The organism is Achromobacter sp. GW823-FHT04E03, from assembly GCF_058796095.1.
In genome coordinates this window covers 1,059,425-1,081,583 of sequence record NZ_JBXAIJ010000003.1, presented here as the reverse complement: position 1 = coordinate 1,081,583, position 22,159 = coordinate 1,059,425, and the positions used below count along the sequence as shown (strand labels likewise).

The following is a 22,159-nucleotide window of genomic DNA, read 5'->3' as shown; positions in this document are numbered from 1 at the left end:
TGTCTCCAGAATGCTTCAGAACTGAGGCAAGGATGCGGGGTCGTGACGTCGCAGGATGTTCTTGGCGTCTTCGAAATCGGGCAGGATCTGCCCCACTTCGCGCCAGAAGTCCTGACTGTGGTTCATTTCGCGCAAATGGGCAAGCTCGTGCGCGATGACGTAGTCGATGATGGCGGGCGCGAAATGGATCAGGCGCCAGTTCAGCATGATGTTGCCGTCGCTGGTGCAGGAGCCCCAGCGGGTGGCGGCCGACGACAGGCGCCAGCGCCGGATCTTCAGGCCGCTGACCTGCAGGAAATGGGCCAGGCGCGCGCCGAACCAGGCGCCGGCGCGCTGCTGCAGCCAGGCTTGGGCCGAATCGCGGATGCGGCCCTGGTCCGCCGAGGACGGCAGCGCCAGCCACAGGGTGTCGCCGTCCTGGGGGGCGTCGGCGTCGCCCGACAAACTGGCCTGGCGGCTGTCGCCGCCCACGCCGATCACGATGCGCTTGCCCAGGTAGGGCAGCTCGCCGCCCGGCTGCCAGCGGGTGTGCGCCATGGCCAGTTGCTGCTTGCGGGCATGCCATTCGCGCAGCTTGGTCAGGATCCAGCGGGCCTTCTCGCGCACGGCGTCGTCCACCTGCGTCAGCGTCACCCAGTTCGGGGCGGTGACGCGCAAGCCGTCGTCAGTGATCACGAAGCCGATGCTGCGGCGACGCGAGCGCAGCAGCACGAAGCCGATGGACTGCTGCTCGGTCGCGACCTCGCGCCAACGCGCGCCGGGCGGCAGCGGGTCGGGGCAGGGCGTGGGGACGAGCGAGGCCGCGTTGGGCGACAGCGTCAGCAGCGGTTCGCCCGCAGGGGCGGCGGCCGGCGGCAGATCGGGGAAGAGGGGCTTGGGCGGGACCGGCTTGGGCGAGGCCGCCTCAGGCGCGGCCGGAGCCTTTGGCGCGGCGTTCAGCGGCGGCGCGCCCGTGGGCGCGTCGTGCTGCTGTTCGTCGAACAGGAGTTCGAGCTGATCAGTGCTGGCCATACCTTTCTGGATTGAGACGCCGCATTTCCCCTTCGATCCAGTCCTGAACCTTTTTGTTCAGTTCCTCGGGGGAGAGTCCCTTGGATTCTATCGCGGGACCGATGGACACGGTAACCATGCCCGGATACTTCACGAAGGCGTTGCGGCGCCAGCATTCGCCGGCATTATGCGCCACGGGGATGACGACCGCGCCGGTGCGCGAGGCCAGCAGCGCGCCGCCCATCTTGAAGCGGCCGGTCTTGCCGGGCGGCACGCGGGTGCCCTCGGGGAACAGCAGGGGCCAGCGGCCTTCGTCCAGGCGCGTCTGGCCTTGCTTGACCACTTGATCGAAGGCATCGCGACCCTTGGCGCGGTCGATCGGGATCATGCGCAGCAGCGCCAAGCCCCAGCCGAAGAACGGCACCATGTGCAGTTCCTTCTTGTAGACGAAGCAGACTTCGCGCGGCATGTGGGCCGGGAAGAACAGCGTTTCCCAGGCCGACTGGTGCTTGGACAGCAGCACCGCCGGGCCGTCGGGCAGGTTTTCCCAGCCCTTGACCTGCCAGCGGATGCCGCAGAAGAAGCGCGCGCCCCAGATGGCCAGGCGCGGCCAGCCCACGGTTAGCTTGTAGCGCCAGTGCAGAGGCAGCGGCGCCCACAGGATGCAGGCGAAGGCATAGGGAATGACCGTGACGGCCAGGAACAGGAAGTACAGCAGCGAACGTAGGCGGGCCATTGGATCAATGGTCCTGCAGCAGCGCGTCGACCACGGCCGACAGGTCGTCGCAGACGCGGGTGTTGTCAGGCAAACCGCCCTTGGCCAGCGTTTTCTTGCCGTTGCCGGTCAGCACCAGCCAGGGCGAGCAGCCGACCGACGACGAGGCCTGCAGGTCGCGCAGCGAATCGCCCACCGCCGGCACGCCAGCCAGGTCGACGTCGTAGCGGTGTCCGATCTGTTCGAACATGCCGGGCTTGGGCTTGCGGCAGGAGCAATTGTCATCGGGGCCGTGTGGGCACATGAAGACCGCGTCGATACTGCCGCCAGCGGCGGCCAGTTCGCGACGCATCTTGGTATGGATGGCCGTCAGGGTGTCCATGTCGAACAGGCCGCGCGCCAGGCCCGACTGGTTGGTGGCGACCACCACCTTCCAGCCCGCCTGCGTCAGCCGGGCGATGGCCTGCAGGCTGCCGGGTAGGGCGATCCATTCGTCCGGATTCTTGACGAACGAATCGCTGTCCTGATTGATGACGCCGTCGCGGTCTAGGATGATGAGTTTCACTGTGCCAGCCTGGAGATGTCAGCGACCTGGTTCATCAGGCCATGCAACTGGCCCAGCAGGGCCAGCCGGTTGGCGCGCACGGCCGGGTCTTCGGCCATGACCATGACGTCGGCAAAGAAGGCGTCCACGGCTTCGCGGACCTGGGCCAGCGTGCTCAGGCTGCCGGCGAAGTCGCCCGCGGCCAGTTGCGCCTCGGCCTTCGGGCGCAGCGCGGAAACGGCGGCGGCCAGGGCCTTTTCAGCCGGTTCCACGAGCGCGCCGTCGTTCACCGCGCCGATCTCGCCTTCGGCCTTCTTGAGCAGGTTGCCGATGCGCTTGTTGGCGGCGGCCAGGCTGGCGGCCTCGGGCAGCTGCGCAAAGGCGGCGGCCGCGCGCACGCGCTCGGCCACCTGGTGCAACGGCGGGGTCAGCGCGATCACGGCTTCGACGGCATTGCGGTCGAAGTCGTTGATGAGCTGGTTGCGGTAGCGTTCGTAGATGAAGGCGCGGACTTCGGCCAGCGTGTCGGCGGGGATCTTGCCGGCGGGGAAGGTCCCCGCGGCCAGTTCCAGCAGGCCGTCCAGCGACAGGGGGCCGGTCTCGCTGATCTTGAGCCAGCCGCCTGCGGCCAGTTGTTCGAAGGCGCTGATCAGGCCCAGCGCGGCGCGGCGCAGGCCGAAGGGGTCGCGCTCGCCGGTGGGCGCCAGGCCGATGGCCCAGATGCCGACCATGGTTTCCACGCGCTCGGCGATGAACAGGGTGGCCGCGGTCAGCGTGTCGGCGGTGACGGGCGCGTCGTAGCGGTTGCGGTACTGCGTGCGCAGGGCCTGCACCACGCTGTCGGGCTCGCCGTCGCCGGCCGCGTAGTAGGCGCCCATGACGCCTTGCAGCTCGGGGAATTCGCCCACCATGTTCGAGCCCAGGTCGGCCTTGGCCAGCATGGCCGCGCGGTCGGCGGCGGAGACGTCGCCGCCCAGTTGCTCGGCCACGCCGCGGGCGATGGCGCGCACGCGCTCCACGCGTTCCAGCTGGGTGCCCAGCTTGTTGTGGTAGACGATCGAGCCCAGTTGTTCGACGCGCGCCGCCAGCGGCGTCTTGCGGTCGGTTTCGAAGAAGAACTGCGCATCGGCCAGGCGCGGGCGCACCACGCGCTGGTTCCCTTCAACGATGTTCACCGGATTGTCGGTGTGCATGTTGCTGACGATCAGGAAGCGGTGCGTCAGGCGGCCGGTAGCCGGATCGAACAGCGGGAAGTATTTCTGGTTCAGCCGCATGGTCAGGATCAGGCATTCCTGCGGCACTTGCAGGAACTGCTCTTCGAACTGGCCCACGTAGACGGTGGGGTGTTCGACCAGGGCCGTGACTTCGTCCAGCAGCGCGGCCACTTCGGGATCGTCGCCCAGGGTGGCGTTCAGGCGGCCGGCATGGTCCAGCAACTGGCGCTGGATCTCGTCGCGGCGACCTTCGAACGAGGCCACCACGCGGCCCTTTTCGGCCAGGGTGGCGGCGTAGGCGTCGGCGTCGGCGAAGGACACGGGGCCCGCGCTCATGAAGCGGTGGCCCAGCGTGTCGCGGCCGGCGGCCAGGCCCAGCGCGGACACCGGCACCACGTCGGCGCCGAACAGCGCGACCAGGCCGTGCGCCGGACGCACGAACTTGACGGTGGTGACGCCGTCGGCCAATTGGTAGCGCATGACCTTGGGAATGGGCAGGCCGTTGATGGCGGCGTCGATGCCTTCCTGCAGGCCGGCGGCCAGCTGGGCGCCGGGAGCGGTGCCGCGCGCGACCAGGTAGTCCTGCTTGCCGTCGGATTCACGTTCCAGGGTCGACAGGTCGATGTTCTCAAGGCCCTTGGCGGCCAGCTTCTTCTGCAGCGCGGGCGTGGCCTGGCCGTCTTCGGTCAGGCCGATCTTCACCGGCATCAGCTTTTCGGCATAGGGCTGGTCGGGCGCCTGAGCCAGCACGGCGGACAGGTGCACGGCCAGTCGGCGCGGCGTGGAATACGCGGTGGCGGCGCAGCCGGCGGCCAGCAGGCCGTGGCGCTCCAGCGTGGCGCGCACGCCTTCGGCAAAGGCCTGGCCCAGCTTCTGCAGGGCCTTGGGCGGGAGTTCTTCGGTCAGCAGTTCGACCAGCAGCGGGCGGATGTTCGTCGTCATTTATGCAGCCTCCCCGGCGGCCTTGTCGCGGCCCAGCATGGGAAAGCCCAGTCGTTCGCGGGAATCGTAGTAGGCCTGCGCGACGGCGCGCGACAGGTTGCGGATGCGGCCGATGTAGGCGGCGCGCTCGGTGACGCTGATCGCGCCGCGCGCGTCCAGCATGTTGAACGTGTGCGCGGCCTTCAGCGCGGCCTCGTAGGCGGGCAGCGCCAGCGGCACGTCCATCAGGCGCTTGGCCTCGGCTTCGTAGTCATTGAAGTGCGAGAACAGCATCTCGGCCGACGAATGCTCGAAGTTGTAGGTGGACTGTTCCACTTCGTTCTGGTGGAACACGTCGCGATACAGCACGCGGTTGCCGTTGGCGCCTTCGGTCCAGACCAGGTCGTACACGCTTTGCACGTCCTGCAGGTACATGGCCAGGCGTTCCAGGCCGTAGGTGATTTCGCCGGTGGTCGGCGTGCAGTCCAGGCCGCCCACTTGCTGGAAGTAGGTGAACTGGGTGACTTCCATGCCGTTCAGCCAGACTTCCCAGCCCAGGCCCCAGGCGCCGAGGGTGGGGTTCTCCCAGTCGTCCTCTACGAAGCGGATGTCGTGCTGGGTGGGATCGATGCCCAGCGCCTTGAGCGAACCGATGTACAGGTCCAGGATTTCCGGAGGCGCGGGCTTCAACACGACCTGGTACTGATAATAGTGTTGCAGGCGGTTGGGGTTTTCGCCGTAGCGGCCGTCCTTGGGGCGGCGCGAGGGCTGCACGTAGGCGGCGCGCCAGGGCTCCGGGCCGATCGCGCGCAGGAACGTGGCGGTATGCGAGGTGCCGGCGCCGACTTCCATGTCGTAGGGTTGCAGCAGGGCGCAACCCTGCTTGTCCCAGTATTCCTGGAGCGTAAGGATGATTTGCTGAAAGGTGAGCATAGGATTCTTGGAATTCGGCCGCCGGGCAAGGCTTGCCCTGGGCGTGGGAAACCCGACATTTTAACTGGCCTGGGGCGGTCCGGTTCCCGAATGCCGGGCGGACGGTTACATCTGGGCCTTCGGGGCGGTTCGCAGGGGGACAGTGTGCCGCTGGTGGACGCCCCGCGGGCCTGTCGCTGCGCCTGGAAACCAATGATCGTATGATTCCAGGTTGCGTACCAAGTCTTATATAAAACCCGGAACCTGATTCCGAGAATTCCCGGAAGGAGCAGTCCCATGTCAGACCTGATCAAGGTAGAAGTCACCGACGGCATCCAGATCATCACGATCAACCGTCCCGAGGCCAAGAACGCCATCAACCTGGAGACCGCGCAGGCCATGGCCGCGGCGCTGGACCAGTTGGACAGCCGCGACGACATCCGCATCGGCATCCTGACGGGCGGCGGCGGCACGTTCTCGTCGGGCATGGACCTGAAGGCTTTCGCCAAGTCGGGGCAGCGTCCCTACGTGGAAGGCCGCGGCTTCGCGGGCCTGAACGAGCGGCCGCCCAAGAAGCCGCTGATCGCGGCGGTGGAAGGCTATGCGCTGGCCGGCGGCTGCGAAATGGCGCTGGCTTCCGACCTGATCGTGGCCGCCAGCAACGCCAAGTTCGGCCTGCCTGAAGTCAAGCGCGGCCTGGTGGCGGGCGCTGGCGGCATGCTGCGCCTGCCGCGCCGCCTGCCGTACCACATCGCCATGGAAGTGATCCTGACCGGCGAAATGTTGACGGCCGAGCGCGCCCATTCCTTCGGGCTGGTCAACCGCATCACCGAGCCGGGCGCCGCCCTGGCGGGCGCTCTGGAACTGGCCCGCGCCATCGTCGAGAATGGCCCGCTGGCGGTGCAGACCGCCAAGAGCATCGTGGCGCAGTCGGGCGACTGGGATCAGGCCAGCATGTTCGACCAGCAGCGTCCGCTGATTGCGCACATCTTTTCGTCCGCCGACGCCAAGGAAGGCGCGACCGCCTTCGCCGAGAAGCGCAAACCGGTCTGGCAAGGCAAATAGGAAATGCCCCCACGCCGCGCCCCTGCGGGGCTAGCTGCCCCCCGAGGGGGCGCTGTTTGCCTTGGGGCGGCCCGGCGGCAAAAATAGTTCTTTCTCCATCGCGGCGGGCTAGTCACGCCGGCCGCGTTTTCACGTTTTTCATCTAGACCCGATATCGCCATGTCAGTCATCATCAAAGAAGAAGACTTCATCCAGTCGATAGCCGATGGCATCCAGTTCATCAGCTACTACCACCCGGTCGACTACATCCGTCACCTGGCCCGCGCCTACGAGCGCGAGGAAAGCCCCGCCGCGCGCGACGCGATGGCCCAGATCCTGACCAACTCGCGCATGTGCGCCGAGGGCAAGCGTCCGCTGTGCCAGGACACGGGCATCGTCAACGTGTTCCTGAAGGTCGGCATGGGCGTGCGTTTCGAGACCAAGCGCACGCTGCAGGAACTCTGTGACGAAGGCGTGCGCCGCGGCTATCTGAACCCGGACAATCCTTTGCGCGCCTCGGTGCTGGACGATCCGCTGTTTGCGCGCAAGAACACGCGCGACAACACGCCCTGTATCCTGCACGTCGAGCTTGTCCCGGGCGACAAGGTCGACGTGCAAGTCGCTTCGAAGGGCGGCGGTTCGGAAAACAAGTCGAAGTTCGCGATGCTGAATCCGAGCGATTCGCTGGTGGACTGGGTGCTGAAGACGGTGCCGACGATGGGCGCGGGCTGGTGCCCGCCGGGCATGCTGGGCATCGGCGTCGGCGGCACGGCCGAGAAGGCCATGCTGATGGCGAAGCAGTCGTTGATGGAAGACATCGACATGTACGAGCTGCTGGCCCGCGGTCCGCAGAACAAGCTGGAAGAGCTGCGTATCGAGCTGTATGAGAAGGTCAACGCGCTGGGTATCGGCGCGCAGGGCCTGGGTGGTTTGACGACGGTGCTGGACGTCAAGATCAGCACGTTCCCGACGCACGCGGCGTCCAAGCCCGTGGCGATGATCCCGAACTGTGCGGCGACGCGCCACGCGCACTTCGAACTGGACGGCTCGGGCCCCGCTCGCCTGGATCCGCCGTCGCTGTCGGAGTGGCCGGAAGTGCACTGGGCGCCGGACTACAACAAGTCCAAGCAGGTGGACCTGAATACGCTGACCAAGGAAGAAGTGGCCAGCTGGAAGCCGGGCCAGACGCTGCTGCTGTCGGGCAAGATGTTGACGGGCCGCGATGCGGCGCACAAGCGTATCCAGGACATGCTGGCCAAGGGCGAGCCGCTGCCGGTGGATTTCAAGAATCGCGTCATTTACTACGTGGGTCCGGTGGATCCGGTGCGCGACGAAGTGGTCGGCCCGGCGGGTCCCACTACCGCTACGCGCATGGATAAGTTCACGGACATGATGCTGGAGCAGACGGGCCTGATCGCGATGATCGGCAAGTCGGAGCGCGGTCCGGTGGCTATCGAATCCATCAAGAAGCACAACTCGGCTTATCTGATGGCGGTGGGTGGCGCGGCTTACCTGGTGTCGAAGGCTATCCGTGGCGCGAAGGTGCTGGGTTTTGCGGACCTGGGCATGGAAGCCATCTACGAGTTCGACGTGAAGGACATGCCGGTGACTGTGGCGGTTGACGCTCAGGGTACCTCTGTCCATACCACGGGGCCCAAGGAATGGCAGGCCAAGATCGGGAAGATTCCTGTCGCTGTGGCTTGATTCCGTAGGCTGTGAGAAAAACGGCTGCCAGGGGACTGGTGGCCGTTTTTTTTGGCTTTAGTGCTTAGTGCTTCGTAGGCGGCCCGTCGGCGCGGGCGCCTGGGTGGCGAGCGCCCACGATTGCGGTCCGGAGCGTTCGCTCCGGACTGCCCCGTTGTCATCCTCGTCCTCGCCTTCGGCGACTCCTACGGATTCCCTCGGGCGCATCGAGGTTGCTCGCCACCCAGACGCCCGCGCCGACGGGCTACGAGTGTCTTGGACTGGTGCGCTGCTGGAGCCGTGGTCGGGGGAGAGGCTTGATTTGCCCGTCATTATTGGCCGCCCGGGCGGCCAATAATGACATACGTGATTTATTTGATTGCTGTGGTGGTCGCTAGCGCGCATGCGGTGAGTGGCGTGTGGGGCTCATCGTCGTCCTGTGACTGGAGTCTTCGCTGTAGGCGCGGCCCTCGTCAGTTCGTCGTCTTTAATCCCTCGCGAAACACGGCGATCTCTTCTTGCGTCTTCCCCAGCACCTCCCGCAGCACTTCCTCCGTGTGTTCCCCCAGCAGCGGCGGCGCGCGACGGTATTCCACCGGCGAGGCCGATAGCCGCAACGGGCTGGCTGTCACCGCCGCCATGCCGCCCGCCGGATGCGGCATATCGCGGCGCAGCTGACGTGCCAGCGCTTGCGGATGTGCCTGGGCCTGGGCGATATCGTTGATCGGCCCGCAGGGCACGCCCACGGCCTCGAGCTTGGCGATCCAGTCGTCGCGCTGGCCCTGGCGCATGATCTCGGTCAGCAGGCCGACCAGCAGCTCGCGGTTGGCCAGGCGCATGCGGTTGGTGGCGAAGCGTGGGTCGTCGCCCAGTTCGGGTGCGCCGATGGCGCGGCAGTATGCGCGGTACTGCGATTCATTGCCTGTGGCCACGATCAGGTGGCCGTCGCTGGCGGCGAACACCTGGTAGGGCACGACGTTCTGGTGGGCATTGCCGGCGCGCTGGGGCGCCACGCCGGAGTTGAAGTAGTTCGAGTTCTGGTTGGCCAGCAGGGCGACGTGGCTGTCCAGCAGGGCGATGTCCAGGTGCTGGCCCAGGCCGCTGTTGTGGCGTTCCTGCAGGGCGGCCAGGATGGCCACGGTGGCGTACATGCCGGTGACGATGTCGGTGACCGCCACGCCGGCTTTTTGCGGACCGCCGCCGGGCAGGTCGTCGCGTTCGCCGGTGATGCTCATCAGGCCGCCCATGCCCTGGATCATGAAGTCGTAGCCGGGGCGTTGCGCGTAGGGGCCGTCCTGGCCGAAGCCTGTGACGGAGCAATAGATCAGGCGCGGGTTGATCTGCTTCAGGCTGTCGTAGTCCAGGCCGTACTTGGCGAGGCCGCCCACCTTGAAGTTCTCGACCAGGATGTCGCTGGCGGCCGCCAGTTCGCGGATCAGCGCGGCGCCTGCGGGCGTGGCCATGTCGGCTTCGACGGAACGCTTGTTGCGGTTGGTGCTGAGGTAGTAAGCGGATTCCTCGGTGTCTTGGCCCGCGCCGTCCTTGAGGAACGGCGGGCCCCAGGCGCGGGTGTCGTCGCCGACGCGCGGGCGTTCGATCTTGATGACGTCGGCGCCCAGGTCGGCGAGGTTCTGCGTGCACCAGGGGCCGGCCAGGATGCGCGACAGGTCCAGTACGCGGATGCCGGTCAATGCGGGCGGGCGGTTCATGGCTTCAGCTCCGCGGTGCCGTGGCTCATGACCACCACGCCGCGTTCCTGCGCGCGGGCCTGGAAGCGGAGCTGGCCGTCGGGCAGGCGCCAGATGTCGCACTGCAGGGTTTCGCCGGGATAGACCGGCGCCGAGAAGCGCGTGTTCAGGCTGACCAGGCGCGAGGCGTCGTAGCCGCAGCAGCTTTTGACGATGGCGTGCGCGACTACGCCGTAGGAGCACAGTCCGTGCAGGATGGGTTTGGGGTAGCCGGCCGCGCGTGCGACCTCGGGGTCTGCGTGCAGCGGATTGCGGTCGGCGTTCAGCCGGTACAGCAGGGCGGCGCTGGCGGGGATGCGGATTTCGCGGCTCAGGTCTGGGGCGCCGTCGGGCGCTGCGGGCAGGGCGGCGGGGCTGTCGTCTCCCTGTCCGAAGCCGCCGTCGCCGCGGCAGAAGGTGCTTTGGCGCAGGGTGGCGAGGCAGGCGCCGTCTTCGCCGTGCAAGGTGCGTTCGGTGATGATGATGGCGCCCTTGTCGGCGCCCTTGTCGATCACGTGCGTGTTGCGGCTTCTGCCGGTGACCACGCCCGCCGCCGGCAGGGGCGCATGCATGGTCAGCCGTTGTTCTCCGTGGACCACGCGTACCCAGTCGATGCCGGCGCGCGGATCCTGGACCCAGAAGCCCGGATAGCCCAGCACCACGCTCATGGTGGGGAAGGATTGCAAGCCTTTTTCGTACACGTAGCGCAACTGGCCGGCGTCTTCGGGGTCTTGCCCCAGGCCTATGCCCAGGGCGTACAGCATGGTGTCTTTTTCGTCGTAGCGCTGGCGGACTTCGTCGAAGCGCCAGTTCTTCACGGTTGCGTAGTCCAGGGGCATGGCGGCCTCAGATGGGATCCCAGTCGATGACGTCAGGCGAACGCTCCAACGCGTAGAAGTGCTTGCGCATGGCGGGAACGGCGATCTCGGCGATGCGCTCGGGCGTCCAGCCTTCGCCGTGGTGCACGGTGCGCAGTGGGCGCGGCTGGCTCATCAGCATGATCTCGTTGGCGCGCACCGCGAAGATCTGCGCGGTGACCTCGCTGGCCGCGTCGCTGGCCAGATAGACGGCCATGGGCGCGACCTTGCCGGCTTCCATCTTCTTCAGCTTTTCGACGCGGGCTTTTTCTTCGTCGGTTTCGGCGGGAATGGAGCTGGTCATGCGGCTCCATGCGAACGGCGCGATGCAGTTGGAGCGCACGTTGTAGCGCGCCATGTCCAGCGCGATGGATTTCGACAGGGCCACGATGCCCAGCTTGGCCGCCGCGTAGTTGGCCTGGCCAAAGTTTCCGATCAGTCCGGACGTGGAGGTCATGTGCACGAACGCGCCGGACTCCTGTTCGCGAAAGTAGGGCGCCGCCGCGCGACTCATGAAGAAGGAGCCGTTCAGGTGCACGCCCAGCACCTGACTCCATTCCTCTTCGCTCATCTTGTGGAAAACCCGGTCGCGCAGATTGCCGGCATTGTTGACCACGGCATCGATGCGGCCGAAGGCGTCGATTGCCGTCTGCACGCAGCGGCTGGCGCTGTCGTACGCGGCCACGCTGTCGGTGTTGGCGACGGCCTGGCCGCCCGCCGCGACGATCTCCTTGACGACCGCTTGCGCGGGGCCATCCGCGCCGCCTTCGCCGGTGAGCGATACGCCGATGTCGTTCACCACCACCTTGGCGCCGGCCTGCGCCATGGCCAGTGCAATGCTGCGGCCGATGCCGCCGCCCGCGCCAGTCACGATCACCACTTTTCCGGAAACTATGCCGCTCATTGAAGCTGACTCCTGTGCTGCGGCGCGCGCGCCGTGTGGAAAACAGTTCCGCATCGAACGCTCTGGTTCGAGGGGATGCACCATGGTAGATTCGACGAGGCATGCGAAGAATTCAAAATTAGATATGCCCCCCTTCTGCGTGGTGGAACATGAGACACGATCTGACGGACCTGCGTTTGTTTCTGAACGTGGGGGAAACACTCAATCTGACCCGGGCTGCGGAACGCACCTTCCTGTCCCTGCCGGCGGCAAGCGCGCGGGTGAAGAACATGGAAGAGGCCTTCAAGGCCCGGCTACTGGTGCGCATGGCCACGGGCGTGGCGCTGACGCCGGCGGGCGAGGTGCTGCTCAAGCATGCGAACGCCGTGTTCCGCCAGCTGGAATGCCTGAACGCGGACCTGCAGCCCTATGCCAGCGGCCTGAAGGGACGCCTGCGCCTGCTGGCCAACACCACGGCCACCAATTCGTTCCTGGCCGACGCCTTGTCCACGTTTCTTGCGGAAAACCCTGACGTGGACGTGGAACTGGAAGAAAAAATATCTGGCGATATCGTCATCGCCATACGCGCAGGCCAGGGAGACCTGGGGCTGGTGGCGGGCAATATCGACGTGTCGGGCCTGGACGTCACGCCGCTGTTCCGCGATGAACTCACCGTGGTCACGTCGCTGGACCACCCCCTGGCGGCCACGGAGTCCGCGCATTTCGCCGACTTGGTCGATGCCTACCAGTTCGTCGGCATACATCCCGACAGCGCCATCCAGACCTTCCTGGAAGATATCGCCAGCGGCCTGGGCAAGCGCATCTGCCAGCGCGTGCACGTGGGTAGCTTCGAGGCCGTGTGCCGCATGGTGGAGGCGGGCGCGGGGATCGCGGTGGTGCCGCGCGCCTGCGCGGCGCGCTACAGCCGTCCGGATGCGCTGCACGTGCTCAAGCTGGATGACCCCTGGGCGTTGCGCGACCGTCTGCTGTGCCGCCAGCGCGGCCGCGACCTGCCCAGTTTCGCGGAATGCTTCATCGAACATGTGCAGCGTGCGGCGCGCGGCCTGTAGCGCGTTCCGAAGAGGGGCTTTTGCAAATATGTAGCGGTGGCTCCGCAGGTTCGGCAAATAATAAAAAAGGCGTCAGGCAGCAGTCCTAGAGCTTGGCCGCCCATAAAACCGAGAACCAGGAGACTGCCGTGACCGATCTACTACGCCGCCGCGCCGTTGCGCGGCTGGGCGCCGCGTGCGCCGCCGCCGCGCTGCCCGCGCTGTTCCCCAAGATGGCCCGCGCCGCCGCCTGGCCGGCGCATGCCGTGAACTTCATCGTGCCGTTTCCTGCGGGCGGCCCCGTGGACACGACCGCGCGCTTCACCACGCAGCCGCTGGGACAGCTGTGGTCGGTGCCCACGGTGGTCGACAACAAGTCGGGCGCTGGCGGCATCGTGGGCGCGCAGTTCGCGGCCAAGTCCGAGCCCGACGGCTACAACTATTTTTTTGCCTCCATCCACCATGCGGTGCTGCCCAGCCTGCGCGGCAATCTGAGCTACGACATTACGCGGGACTTCGTGCCGGTCGGCATGGCGGCGGTGTTTCCCATCGTGCTGGTGGTGAACGCGACGCTGCCCGTGAATTCGGTCAGCGAGCTGATCGCCTATGCCAAGGCCAATCCGGGCAAGCTGTCGTTCAGCTCGTCAGGCACGGGCGGCGGCACGCACCTGGCCGGCGAGTTGTTCAACGCCATGGCCGGCGTGCGCATCCAGCACGTGCCCTACCGCGGCAGCGCGCCCGCCATGCAAGACCTGCTGGGCGGACAGGTGCAGGTGATGTTCGCCGACGGTCCATCCGCCGTGCCGCATCTGAAGGGCGGCAAGGTGCGTGCGCTGGGGGTAGGCAATCCCACGCGTTCCAGCATGCTGCCCGACGTGCCTACCATCGCCGAGTCCGGTCTGCCAGGCTACGAGGCATACTCGTGGAGCGGCGTGATGGCGCCCAAAGGCACCCCGCCCGACATCGTGAAACGCGTGAATGCGGATCTCGTGAAGGTTCTGTCTGACCAGGCCACCGCGCAGGGCATGATCGCCGCAGGCGCCGAGCCCAAGCCCGGCACCCCAGAACAGTTTGGCGAGTTCGTCCGCGATGAAATCGCGAAATGGCGCGACGTCATCAAGACCGCCAACATCAGGCTGGACTAAAGCCGGCGCAGGGCTTCGCGCGCGGCGAGATATTCGGATTCCAGCTGATCCACCAGCATCGCGGCAGGCAGGATTTCCTGCGCCGCGCCCACGCCCTGGCCCGCGCTCCACACATCCTTCCAGGCCTTGGGCCGCGAACTCTTGTCCATGTTCGCGGGCGGGGCCACGCCGTTCCTGGCAAGCTCCAGGGGATCCAGGCCGGCTGCCCGGATGCTGGCCGACAGGTAGTTCGCGGGCACGCCCGAGAAGTAGGGCGTGTAGGTCACGTCTGCCGCCTGCGCCTGCAGCACCATTTCGCGATAGGCGTCGCCGGCCAGCGATTCCTGCGTCGCGATGAAGCGTGTACCCATGTAGGCGAAGTCGCAGCCCAGCACCTGCGCGGCCAGAATGTCCTTGCCGTGGCTGATGCAGCCGGACAGCGCCAGCGGGCCGTCGTAGAAGGCGCGGATCTCGTTGACCAGCGCGAATGGGCTGATCTGCCCTGCATGGCCGCCTGCGCCCGCCGCCACCAGGATCAGGCCGTCGACCCCGGCGTCCAGCGCGCGCTTGGCGTGCCGCACATTGGTGACGTCATGGAATACCAGCCCGCCATAGCCGTGCGCGGCGGCCACCACGGCTTCGGGGGCATGCAGCGAGGTGATGATGAGCGGCACGCGGCGCTCGGCGCAGATGGCCAGATCGCCCTGCCAACGCGGATTGCTGGGGTGGACGATCAGGTTGACGCCATAGGGCGCGATTTGCGCGTCGGGTGCGGCCTGGCGCTTCGCGGCCAGGCCGTTCTCGATGCGCGTGAGCCAGTCGTGCAGCTGCTCCTGCGGACGGGCGTTGAGCGACGGAAAGGTGCCGATGATCCCCGCCGCGCATTGCGCCACCACCAGGTCCGGTCCGGAGACCAGGAACATGGGGGCGCCGATGACGGGGAGGCGGGTGTGGGCGTGCAGCGCGAGCGGGGGATTCATCTGGATGCTCCGGTGGTACTCAATTGGCCTGGATGTTGGCGCTTTGGATGACGTCGGACCACAAGGCGTATTCACGGTCGATGCGCGATTGCAGCGCCTTGGAGTCGCCGGTGTTGATGGTGTAGCCGCCATCGGTCATGGCCTGGCGGAAGGCCGGATCGCTGGAGACTTCGTTCAGCGCGCGGGTCAGGCGGGCCGCGACGGCGTCGGGCAGTTTCTTCGGCCCAACCAGCGCGTACCAGCCGACCACTTCGTAGTCCTTCATGCCGGCTTCGACCATGGTGGGCACGTCGGGCAGTTCGGGGTTGCGGGTCTTGGACGTGACCGCCAGGGCGCGCGCTTTGCCGCTCTTGACGAAGGGGATGGCGGTGCTGGTGATGTCGAACATGAAGGTGATCTTGCCGCTGATCACATCGACCATGGCAGGCGAGTTGCCGCGGTAGGGCACGTGCAGCATGGGCGCGCCCGCCTGCTTCTTCAGCAGCTCGGCCGACAGGTGGTTGGACGCGCCGATGCCGGCGGAACCGAACGACACGGCATCCGGATGGGCCCGGGCGTAGGTGACCAATTCGCTGACGTTCTTGGCTGGGATCTGCGGGCCGATCAGCAGGACGTTGGCGTAGTCCACCACCAGCCCGATCAACGAGAAGTCCTTGCGCGGATCGAACAGCGTGCTGCGCTGTACCAGCGGCGACATGGTGAGGGTGGGGCTGGCGGCGAAGCCCAGCATGTAGCCGTCGGGCGCGGCCTTGGCGGTGGCGTCGGAGGCGATCATGCCGCTGGCGCCGGCGCGGTTTTCCACCACCACGGACTGGCCCAGCTTGTCGCCCAGGTACTTGGCGAAGACGCGGGCGGTGGTGTCCACGGGGCCGCCGGGGGCATAACCCACCAGCAGCCGGATGGGGCGTTCGGGATAGGCGTCGGCCCAGGCGTTTGAGGCCGTGGCCAGCGCCGCCGTGGCGGCGGCCGCGGCGAGCAGGGTCTTGATGTTCACGCTGTAGTCTCCTTGTGGGTAAGTGGCGGGTCGTGCAGCGGAACAGCTAGCCGCGGCTACGCCAGCCTTTCTTTCAGCGGCTGCTTGAGGATCTTGCCGCTGACGGTGGTGGGAATGGTGTCGATGGGGATGATGCGGGCGGGCCGCTTGTACGGCGCCAGCTGTGCGCGCAGATGTAGCATCAGCAGGTTGGTGTCCACGGTGGCGCCGGGCAAGGGCTCGACGAAGGCGATGACTTCTTCGTTCTGGTCGGCGGTGGGGCGCCCGACCACGGCCGACAGGCGCACGCCGGGGAACGCGTTGATGACGGATTCGACTTCCAGCGGATAGACATTGAAGCCGGAGCGGATGATCAAGTCCTTGGAGCGTCCTGCGATGTACAGCGCGCCCTGTTCGTCGACGTAGCCGATGTCGCCGGTGTTGAGCCAGCCGCCGGGCAGCAGCGCCTGCGCGGTTTGTTCGGGATTGCGGTAGTAGCCCAGCATGACGCCCGGGCCGCGGATCAGGATGTCGCCGCGCTCTCCGGGTGCGGGCGCGCCGTTGTCGGGGTTGCCGATCCGCATTTCCACGCCTTCGACCGCATGGCCGGCCGAGCAGTCGCTGCGCGGCGCATCGATGCGGGTGACAAACATGGAGCCCGCGTATTCGGTGATGCCGTAGCCGTGGTGCATGGCGACGCCGAAATAGCGCTCGGCGTCGCGCTTTAGCGTGGGATCCAGCGCGGCGCCGCCCGTGTACAGGTAGCGCAGGGCAGGGGCGCGCAGCTCCGCGCGCGGCGGCGCCACGGCCATCATGCGGCTGAACATGGTGGGCACGCCCTGCAGGATGCTGACGCCGGGATGGGCCAGGGCCTTGAAGGCGTCGGCGGCGTCGAAGCGGCTGCGCAGCACCAGGCTGGCGCCGGCGTGCACCGTGGCCATCAGCACGGTGGCGATGCCGAAGATGTGCGACATGGGCAGTGCGGCGTAGCCGATGTCCTGTGGCGTCAGGCGGCGCGAGGCGGCGGACACGCGGGCGAAATGCAGCAGGCCGCGGTGCGGCACGAGGACGCCCTTGGGCGCGCCCGTGGTGCCGGACGTGTAGATCACGGTGGCCACTTCCGCGGCCGTGTCGCCAGTTTCGGCCTGCGTGGGCGCATCCGCTCTTGCGGTCTGCATGCCTGGGCCCCAGACGTCCGGGTCGGCGTCGGCGGCGCCGGCGTGCTCGGCATGGGCTGCGGCGGCGGGCGAGACGCCGCTGGTGTAGAGCAGCAGTTCGGGCTGCGCGTGAACGCGGATGGCGTCGATCTCGCGCGCGGACAGGCGCGCGTTCACGCCCACCGGCCAGGCGCCCCCCACGCTGCAGGCAAACAACGCGGCGACCATGGCCGCGCAGTTTTCACCGGCGATCAGCACGCGGTGCCCGGGACGTACGCCCTGTTCTTCGAGCCATGCGGCCGCGGCCTGCACGCGCCGCCAGAACTGCGCGTAGCTCAGTTTGCCGCCGCCTTCCTCGTACAGAAAGGTGGCGTCGGGCCGCTGGCCGGCTTGCTGCGCCAGCAATTGATGGATGCGGGTAAGAGGGGCTGCCGGGGACATGGTTGCGTCGCTCAAAGCGTGGCCTGGGTGCCCAGGATGGCGGTGGATTGGCTGGACAGGGTGCCGCCGTTGCCGTGCACCAAGGCCAGATGCGCATCGGCGACCTGGCGCGCGCCGCATTCGCGGCGCAGCTGGCGGACGGCCTCGATCATGATGAAGACGCCGTACATGCCGGGATGCACGCAGCACAGCCCGCCGCCGTTGGTGTTGACCGGCAGCGCGCCGCCAGGGGCGATGGCGCCGCCCGCGATGAAGTCCTTGCTTTCGCCCTTGGCGCAGAAGCCCAGGTCTTCCAGGAACAGCAGGGTATTGATGGTGAAGGCGTCGTACAGTTCCACCACGTCGATGTCCCGGGGCGCAACGCCTGCCATCTCGAAGGCCCGCTTGCCGGACTCGGCCGCGGCGGTCACGGTCAGGTCTTCCATGGACGAGATCTGGCGGTTCCAGACCGCGGTGGCGTTGCCCAGCACGTAGACCGGCGGACGCGGCAGGTCGCGGGCGCGCTCGGCGCGCACCAGCACGTAGGCGCCGGCGCCGTCGGTGACCAGGCAGCAATCGCGCACGCTCAAGGGATCGGACACCATGCGGGCCGAGAGGATCTGGTCCAGCGTGGCGGGTTCGCGCAATTGCGCTTCGGGATTCAGCTGGGCCCATTGGTTGGCGGCCAGCGCCACCTGCGCCAGGTGCTCGCGACGCGTACCGTATTGATGCATGTGGCGCGCGGCCGCCAGTGCGTAGGAGGACAGGGGACTCAGCGGCTCGTAGGGCGTTTCGTACGGCTGTGGATCGAACTGCTTGCGGACCCGGCCGATCTCGGCGCGGCTCAAGGTGGAAGTGCGCTGCGTGCTGCCATAGCAGACCAGCACCGCGTTGCACTGGCCGGATGCCAGCGCGTGCAGCGCGGGCAGCAGGTGCGCGACGAAACTGGAGCCGCCCAGCATGGTGCTGTCGATGAAGCTGGGGCGGATGCCCAGGTGTTCGATGACCGGCATGGCCCACATGGGCGCGGCCACGCTGGCGGTGCAGATGCCGTCGATGTCGCGCATGGTGAGGCCGGCGTCTGCCACCGCGCGCTGCGCGGCCTGCACCAGGATTTCCATTTCGGTGTAGCCCGCGGCCTGGCCCAGGCCCGCGTGGCCCACGCCGGCCACCGCCACGGCGCCGCGCAGATCGTTCAGCGTCATTGCGCCTCCTGGTTGGGTCGGAAGATCAGGAGGCCGCGGCCGTCCTGCTGCGCCACCTGCGCGCGCACCGCCATGCCGATATGCACGGCGTCCGGCGCCACGCCTTCGACGCGGCTCATCAGCCTGACGCCTTCCCGCAGGTCTATCAGCGCCACGTTGTAGTCGCCGCCCGCCTCGGGCTTGCGGCGCACCACGGTGGTGGAATAGACCTCGCCGCGCCCGTCGGGCTCGGTCCAGGCGAGTTTGTCCGCGCCGCAATGCGGGCAGATCATGCGGGGGTAGAACACGGCGCGGTCGCAGCCCGCGCAATGCTGGATGAGGAAGCGGCCTTGGTCCAGCGCCTGGCGGTATTGCGCCTCGACGCCTTGCGGCGCGACGGCCTGCTGATCGGGAACGGTCATGATGCCTACGGGTTCCAGTGGATGACGCTTGCAAGTGTCGGCACTGGCGGCGGGTTCGGCCATTCTTCATTGCTGAAGCTGGCCTTCTGCCGGCCCGTAGTGGGGCGCCCTATGTCCTGCGCGAAGCCCGTCTTCGGAAGAGGCAGATTGTCCGGCGTGCCCCCGCGTGGCTAGATATCGGAAAAGGAGCCCGACCATGAATCTGACCTGGACGCCGCAGGAGCGGCTATTCCGCGAAGAAGTGCGCGCCTTCGCCACGGACAAGCTGCCGCAGGACATACGCGACAAGGTGCTGCGCCACCAGCGGCTGGAGCGCGAGGACTACGTACGCTGGCATAACATCCTGGCCGACCAGGGCTGGGGCGCGCCGAACTGGCCGGTCGAGCATGGCGGCACCGGCTGGAATGCATTGCAGCGGCTGATCTTCGAGGTCGAATGTTTCAAGGCCGGCGCGCCGCGCCTGTTGCCATTCGGCCTGTCCATGATCGGCCCGGTCCTGATGAAGTACGGCAGCGCCGAGCAGCAGGCGCGCCTCTTGCCTCGCATCATCCGCGTGGAGGACTGGTGGTGCCAGGGCTATTCCGAACCGGGGTCGGGGTCCGATCTGGCCTCGCTCTCGACCCGCGCCGTGCGCGACGGCGACGAATACGTCGTCAACGGCCAGAAGACCTGGACCACCCTGGCTCAGTACGCCGATTGGATGTTCTGCCTGGTCCGCACCGACCCCGAGGCCCGCGCGCAGCGCGGCATCTCCATGCTGCTGCTGGACATGCGTACGCCGGGCGTGACCGTGCGCCCCATCCGTACGCTGGATGGGGGGCACGACGTGAACGAGGTCTGGCTGGAGAACGTGCGCGTGCCCGTGGCCAACCTGGTGGGCGTGGAGAACCAGGGCTGGACCTATGCCAAGTACCTGCTGGGCCACGAGCGCACCGGCATCGCAGGCCTGGGCCATTGCCACCGCGAACTGGGCGTGCTCAAGCACATGGCGGTGCAGGCGCAGTCCCGGGGCAAGCCCCTGTTGGCCGACGGCCGGTTCCGCGACCGCATCTCGCGCATCGAGGTGGACATCATGGCGCTGGAAATGCTGCTGCTGCGCGTGGCCTCCAGCAACGACGGCACGCCGGGGCCGGAAGCGTCGGTGCTGAAGATCCGCGGCTCCGAGATCCAGCAGGACCTGGCCATGCTGCAGATGGAGGTGGCGGGGCCGGACGCCTGGCCCTATGACCCCGATTGGCTGCAGGCAGACCATGGATACAGCGGTCCTGGGCCGGAACTGGCGGCTGCGGCGGGCGCCGGCTATGCCGACATGCGCAAGACCTCGATCTACGGCGGCACTACCGAAGTGCAGAAGGGCATCATCGCCCGCCTGGTGCTGGGCCTGTAGGCCCGGCCTCGCGCAACCCGACAGGAAGACGACGCATGGATTTCATCTATACCGAAGAACAACGCATGCTGGCCGACAGCCTGCGGCGACTGGTGGACCAGGAATGGACGCACGCGCGCCGCCGGGCCCGGCAGGCGGCGGGCAAGCTGGATGCCGACGCCTGGGCCGCGCTGGCTGAACTGGGCGTTCTGGGCCTGACCATCCCGCAGGATTTCGGCGGCTTCGGCGAAGTGCCCGCCAGCCTGCTGCCCGTGCACGTGGAACTGGGACGCGGATTGGTGTCCGAGCCGGTCATTCCCAGCGCGGTCATGGGCGCGGCGCTGATCGAAGCCTGCGGCGGCGAAGCGCGCGGCTTGTGGCTGCCGGCCATCGCCTCGGGCGACGCCGTGGTCAGCGTGGCGTACCAGGAGCCCGGCCGCCGCTACGACACCGATCCGCGCGATTGCCGCGCCAGCAAGACTGCCGATGGCTGGCGGCTGGACGGCGCCAAGCATCTGGTCTGGCACGGCGCGGCGGCCACCGCGTGGCTGGTCAGCGCGCGCGGCGACGGGGGGGAGACCCTGTTGCTGGCGGTGCCGGCGGATACGGCAGGCGTGAGGATCACCGATACGCCCACGCTGGACGGCGCGCGCTGCGCCCGGCTGGATCTGAACGCGGTCAATCTGGCGCCCGAGGCCTTGCTGGCGCAAGGGACCGCCGCCGACCAGGCGCTGGCGCAGTCCTTGCAATGGGGCACGGCCGCGCTATGCGCGCACGCCGCGGGCGCAATGGAGCGGCTGCTGGAAATCACCGTCGACTACCTGAAGGCGCGCAAGCAGTTCGGCCAACCGCTGGCCTCGTTCCAGGCCTTGCAGCATCGCCTGGCGGAAATGCTGGTGGCCAAGGAACTGGCTTTGTCCATGGCTTATGTGGCGGTGGCGGCGCTGACCGAAACCGACGCTGCGCAGCGCCGCCGCATGATCGCCTCCGCGAAGTTGGAAGCCGCGCGCGCCGGACGCCTGGTGGCGCAACTGGCGGTGCAGCTGCATGGCGGCATGGGCATGACCGACGAGCTGGACGTGGGCGATTACTTCAAACGGCTGACCGTCGTGGACCAGCTGCTGGGCGATACGGCCGAGCAACTGGCGGTGCTGGAGGAACTGGCATGAGCGCAGCGGCGACGACACAGGTCGAAGGCGGCTACACCCAGATCCGCTTCACGCTGGAGCGGGGCGTGGGCGTCATCACACTGAACCGGCCCGACCGGTTGAACAGTTTCACGGAAGTCATGCATGCCGAGCTGGCGCGGGCGCTGGATGCCATGGAGGCGGACAGCGGCCTGCGCGGACTGATCATCACGGGCGCGGGCCGGGGCTTTTGCGCTGGGCAGGACCTGGGCGAGCGCAAGCCGGCTGAGGACGGAGCGCGTCGCGACCTGAGCCTGATTCTTGAGCAGTGCTACCGACCGCTGATCACCCGGCTGCGTAACTTGCCGGTGCCGGTGGTGTGCGTGATAAACGGCGTCGCGGCCGGCGCAGGCGCCAGCCTGGCGCTGGCTTGCGACGTGGTGTTCGCAGTGGAGTCGGCGCGCTTCATTCAGGCCTTCAGCAAGATCGGCCTGCTGCCGGATGCCGGCGGCACCTGGTTCCTGCCGCGTTTGGTGGGCTCTGCGCGGGCCATGGGCGCCGCGCTGTTCGGCGAAGCGCTCAGCGCCAGGCAGGCGGAAGCCTGGGGCCTGATCTGGCGTGTGGTGCCAGACGCCGCGCTGGCGGACACGCTGGCCGAAGTCGCCGATACGCTGGCGGCCGGACCTACGCGCGCCTATGCGGCTACCAAGGCGGCGCTGCACGCGTCCAGCGGCAACACGCTGGCGCAGCAGTTCGATCTGGAATGCCGCTTGCAGCGCGAACTGGGCTACACCGACGACTACCTGGAAGGCATGCGGGCGTTCGCGCAGAAGCGCCCGCCGGCGTTCACCGGCGCCTGAGCTTTGC

At 67.5% G+C, this 22,159-nt stretch carries 20 protein-coding genes; 7 read left to right on the top strand and 13 right to left on the bottom strand.

Annotated features, from left to right (window positions below):
• Positions 1–15 precede the first annotated feature (15 nt).
• From AC1RHV_RS24605 to glyQ, 5 genes are read right to left on the bottom strand one after another with little or no spacing between them, the layout of a single operon-like run.
• On the bottom strand, positions 16–1,011 hold the full coding sequence (locus AC1RHV_RS24605) for a M48 family metallopeptidase (RefSeq protein WP_175213809.1): 996 nt from the start codon (positions 1,009–1,011) through the stop codon (positions 16–18).
• The gene (locus tag AC1RHV_RS24600) at positions 998–1,726 is read right to left on the bottom strand and encodes a lysophospholipid acyltransferase family protein (RefSeq protein ID WP_054457522.1); all 729 of its coding nucleotides are present in this window, start codon (positions 1,724–1,726) and stop codon (positions 998–1,000) included. The genes AC1RHV_RS24605 and AC1RHV_RS24600 overlap by 14 nt, the downstream gene beginning before the upstream one ends.
• A gap of 4 nt (positions 1,727–1,730) precedes the next feature.
• Positions 1,731–2,270, bottom strand: coding sequence for a D-glycero-beta-D-manno-heptose 1,7-bisphosphate 7-phosphatase (gene gmhB / locus AC1RHV_RS24595; RefSeq protein WP_054457520.1), 540 nt, complete (start codon positions 2,268–2,270; stop codon positions 1,731–1,733).
• Positions 2,267–4,405 (bottom strand): glycine--tRNA ligase subunit beta, encoded by a 2,139-nt coding sequence (gene glyS / locus AC1RHV_RS24590; RefSeq protein ID WP_192492663.1) that lies wholly within the window; start codon positions 4,403–4,405, stop codon positions 2,267–2,269. The genes gmhB and glyS overlap by 4 nt, the downstream gene beginning before the upstream one ends.
• Positions 4,406–5,317: a glycine--tRNA ligase subunit alpha gene (gene glyQ, locus AC1RHV_RS24585; protein WP_025136700.1), complete on the bottom strand. Its 912-nt coding sequence runs from the start codon at positions 5,315–5,317 to the stop codon at positions 4,406–4,408.
• 276 nt (positions 5,318–5,593) lie between these two features.
• Here glyQ and AC1RHV_RS24580 point away from each other — a divergent pair, with 276 nt between their 5' ends.
• Together AC1RHV_RS24580 and AC1RHV_RS24575 are read left to right on the top strand one after the other, a co-directional pair.
• Positions 5,594–6,361 carry a crotonase/enoyl-CoA hydratase family protein gene (locus tag AC1RHV_RS24580; RefSeq protein ID WP_054457517.1) on the top strand — a complete coding sequence of 256 codons (768 nt, stop codon included), beginning with the start codon at positions 5,594–5,596 and terminating at the stop codon, positions 6,359–6,361.
• Positions 6,362–6,520: 159 nt separating this feature from the next.
• Positions 6,521–8,044: a fumarate hydratase gene (locus AC1RHV_RS24575; RefSeq protein WP_054457515.1), complete on the top strand. Its 1,524-nt coding sequence runs from the start codon at positions 6,521–6,523 to the stop codon at positions 8,042–8,044.
• A 452-nt stretch (positions 8,045–8,496) separates the two neighbouring features.
• Here the strand turns inward: AC1RHV_RS24575 and AC1RHV_RS24570 are convergent, their stop codons facing one another.
• The 3 genes from AC1RHV_RS24570 to AC1RHV_RS24560 are packed head-to-tail and all read right to left on the bottom strand — an operon-like array spanning position 8,497 to position 11,511.
• Positions 8,497–9,732, bottom strand: a complete 1,236-nt coding sequence (locus tag AC1RHV_RS24570; protein WP_119451446.1) for a CaiB/BaiF CoA transferase family protein — start codon at positions 9,730–9,732, stop codon at positions 8,497–8,499.
• Positions 9,729–10,589, bottom strand: a complete 861-nt coding sequence (locus tag AC1RHV_RS24565) for a MaoC family dehydratase (RefSeq protein ID WP_492302185.1) — start codon at positions 10,587–10,589, stop codon at positions 9,729–9,731. Before AC1RHV_RS24565 ends, AC1RHV_RS24570 begins: the two co-directional genes overlap by 4 nt.
• A gap of 7 nt (positions 10,590–10,596) precedes the next feature.
• Positions 10,597–11,511: an SDR family NAD(P)-dependent oxidoreductase gene (locus tag AC1RHV_RS24560; RefSeq protein WP_054457509.1), complete on the bottom strand. Its 915-nt coding sequence runs from the start codon at positions 11,509–11,511 to the stop codon at positions 10,597–10,599.
• A 149-nt stretch (positions 11,512–11,660) separates the two neighbouring features.
• On the opposite strand from AC1RHV_RS24560, the gene AC1RHV_RS24555 reads away from it, so the two are divergent.
• Both AC1RHV_RS24555 and AC1RHV_RS24550 read left to right on the top strand, forming a co-directional pair.
• Complete coding sequence (locus AC1RHV_RS24555; RefSeq protein ID WP_054457503.1) at positions 11,661–12,560, top strand: LysR family transcriptional regulator; 900 nt, start codon at positions 11,661–11,663, stop codon at positions 12,558–12,560.
• 128 nt (positions 12,561–12,688) lie between these two features.
• On the top strand, positions 12,689–13,684 hold the full coding sequence (locus tag AC1RHV_RS24550; RefSeq protein WP_192354666.1) for a tripartite tricarboxylate transporter substrate binding protein: 996 nt from the start codon (positions 12,689–12,691) through the stop codon (positions 13,682–13,684).
• Here AC1RHV_RS24550 and AC1RHV_RS24545 read toward each other — a convergent pair.
• Genes AC1RHV_RS24545 through AC1RHV_RS24525 form a run of 5 tightly spaced genes read right to left on the bottom strand, consistent with a single transcriptional unit; the run spans position 13,681 to position 18,799 of the window.
• Complete coding sequence (locus AC1RHV_RS24545) at positions 13,681–14,643, bottom strand: NAD(P)H-dependent flavin oxidoreductase (protein ID WP_125473202.1); 963 nt, start codon at positions 14,641–14,643, stop codon at positions 13,681–13,683. The genes AC1RHV_RS24550 and AC1RHV_RS24545 overlap by 4 nt on opposite strands.
• 19 nt (positions 14,644–14,662) lie before the next feature.
• Positions 14,663–15,637: a Bug family tripartite tricarboxylate transporter substrate binding protein gene (locus AC1RHV_RS24540; protein ID WP_175181103.1), complete on the bottom strand. Its 975-nt coding sequence runs from the start codon at positions 15,635–15,637 to the stop codon at positions 14,663–14,665.
• Between the two features lie 56 nt (positions 15,638–15,693).
• Positions 15,694–17,214 (bottom strand): class I adenylate-forming enzyme family protein, encoded by a 1,521-nt coding sequence (locus tag AC1RHV_RS24535; RefSeq protein WP_492302184.1) that lies wholly within the window; start codon positions 17,212–17,214, stop codon positions 15,694–15,696.
• A gap of 11 nt (positions 17,215–17,225) precedes the next feature.
• Entirely contained in the window at positions 17,226–18,398 is a 1,173-nt protein-coding gene (locus AC1RHV_RS24530; RefSeq protein WP_054457495.1) for a thiolase family protein, read from the bottom strand.
• Positions 18,395–18,799 carry a Zn-ribbon domain-containing OB-fold protein gene (locus AC1RHV_RS24525; protein WP_192492661.1) on the bottom strand — a complete coding sequence of 135 codons (405 nt, stop codon included), beginning with the start codon at positions 18,797–18,799 and terminating at the stop codon, positions 18,395–18,397. Before AC1RHV_RS24525 ends, AC1RHV_RS24530 begins: the two co-directional genes overlap by 4 nt.
• Before the next feature lie 196 nt (positions 18,800–18,995).
• Here AC1RHV_RS24525 and AC1RHV_RS24520 point away from each other — a divergent pair, with 196 nt between their 5' ends.
• The 3 genes from AC1RHV_RS24520 to paaG are packed head-to-tail and all read left to right on the top strand — an operon-like array spanning position 18,996 to position 22,152.
• A complete protein-coding gene (locus AC1RHV_RS24520; RefSeq protein WP_125473198.1) occupies positions 18,996–20,186 on the top strand; it encodes an acyl-CoA dehydrogenase family protein in 1,191 nt (396 codons plus the stop codon).
• A gap of 35 nt (positions 20,187–20,221) precedes the next feature.
• On the top strand, positions 20,222–21,334 hold the full coding sequence (locus AC1RHV_RS24515) for an acyl-CoA dehydrogenase family protein (RefSeq protein WP_054457490.1): 1,113 nt from the start codon (positions 20,222–20,224) through the stop codon (positions 21,332–21,334).
• Positions 21,331–22,152, top strand: a complete 822-nt coding sequence (gene paaG, locus AC1RHV_RS24510; RefSeq protein WP_492302183.1) for a 2-(1,2-epoxy-1,2-dihydrophenyl)acetyl-CoA isomerase PaaG — start codon at positions 21,331–21,333, stop codon at positions 22,150–22,152. The genes AC1RHV_RS24515 and paaG overlap by 4 nt, the downstream gene beginning before the upstream one ends.
• Positions 22,153–22,159 lie beyond the last annotated feature (7 nt).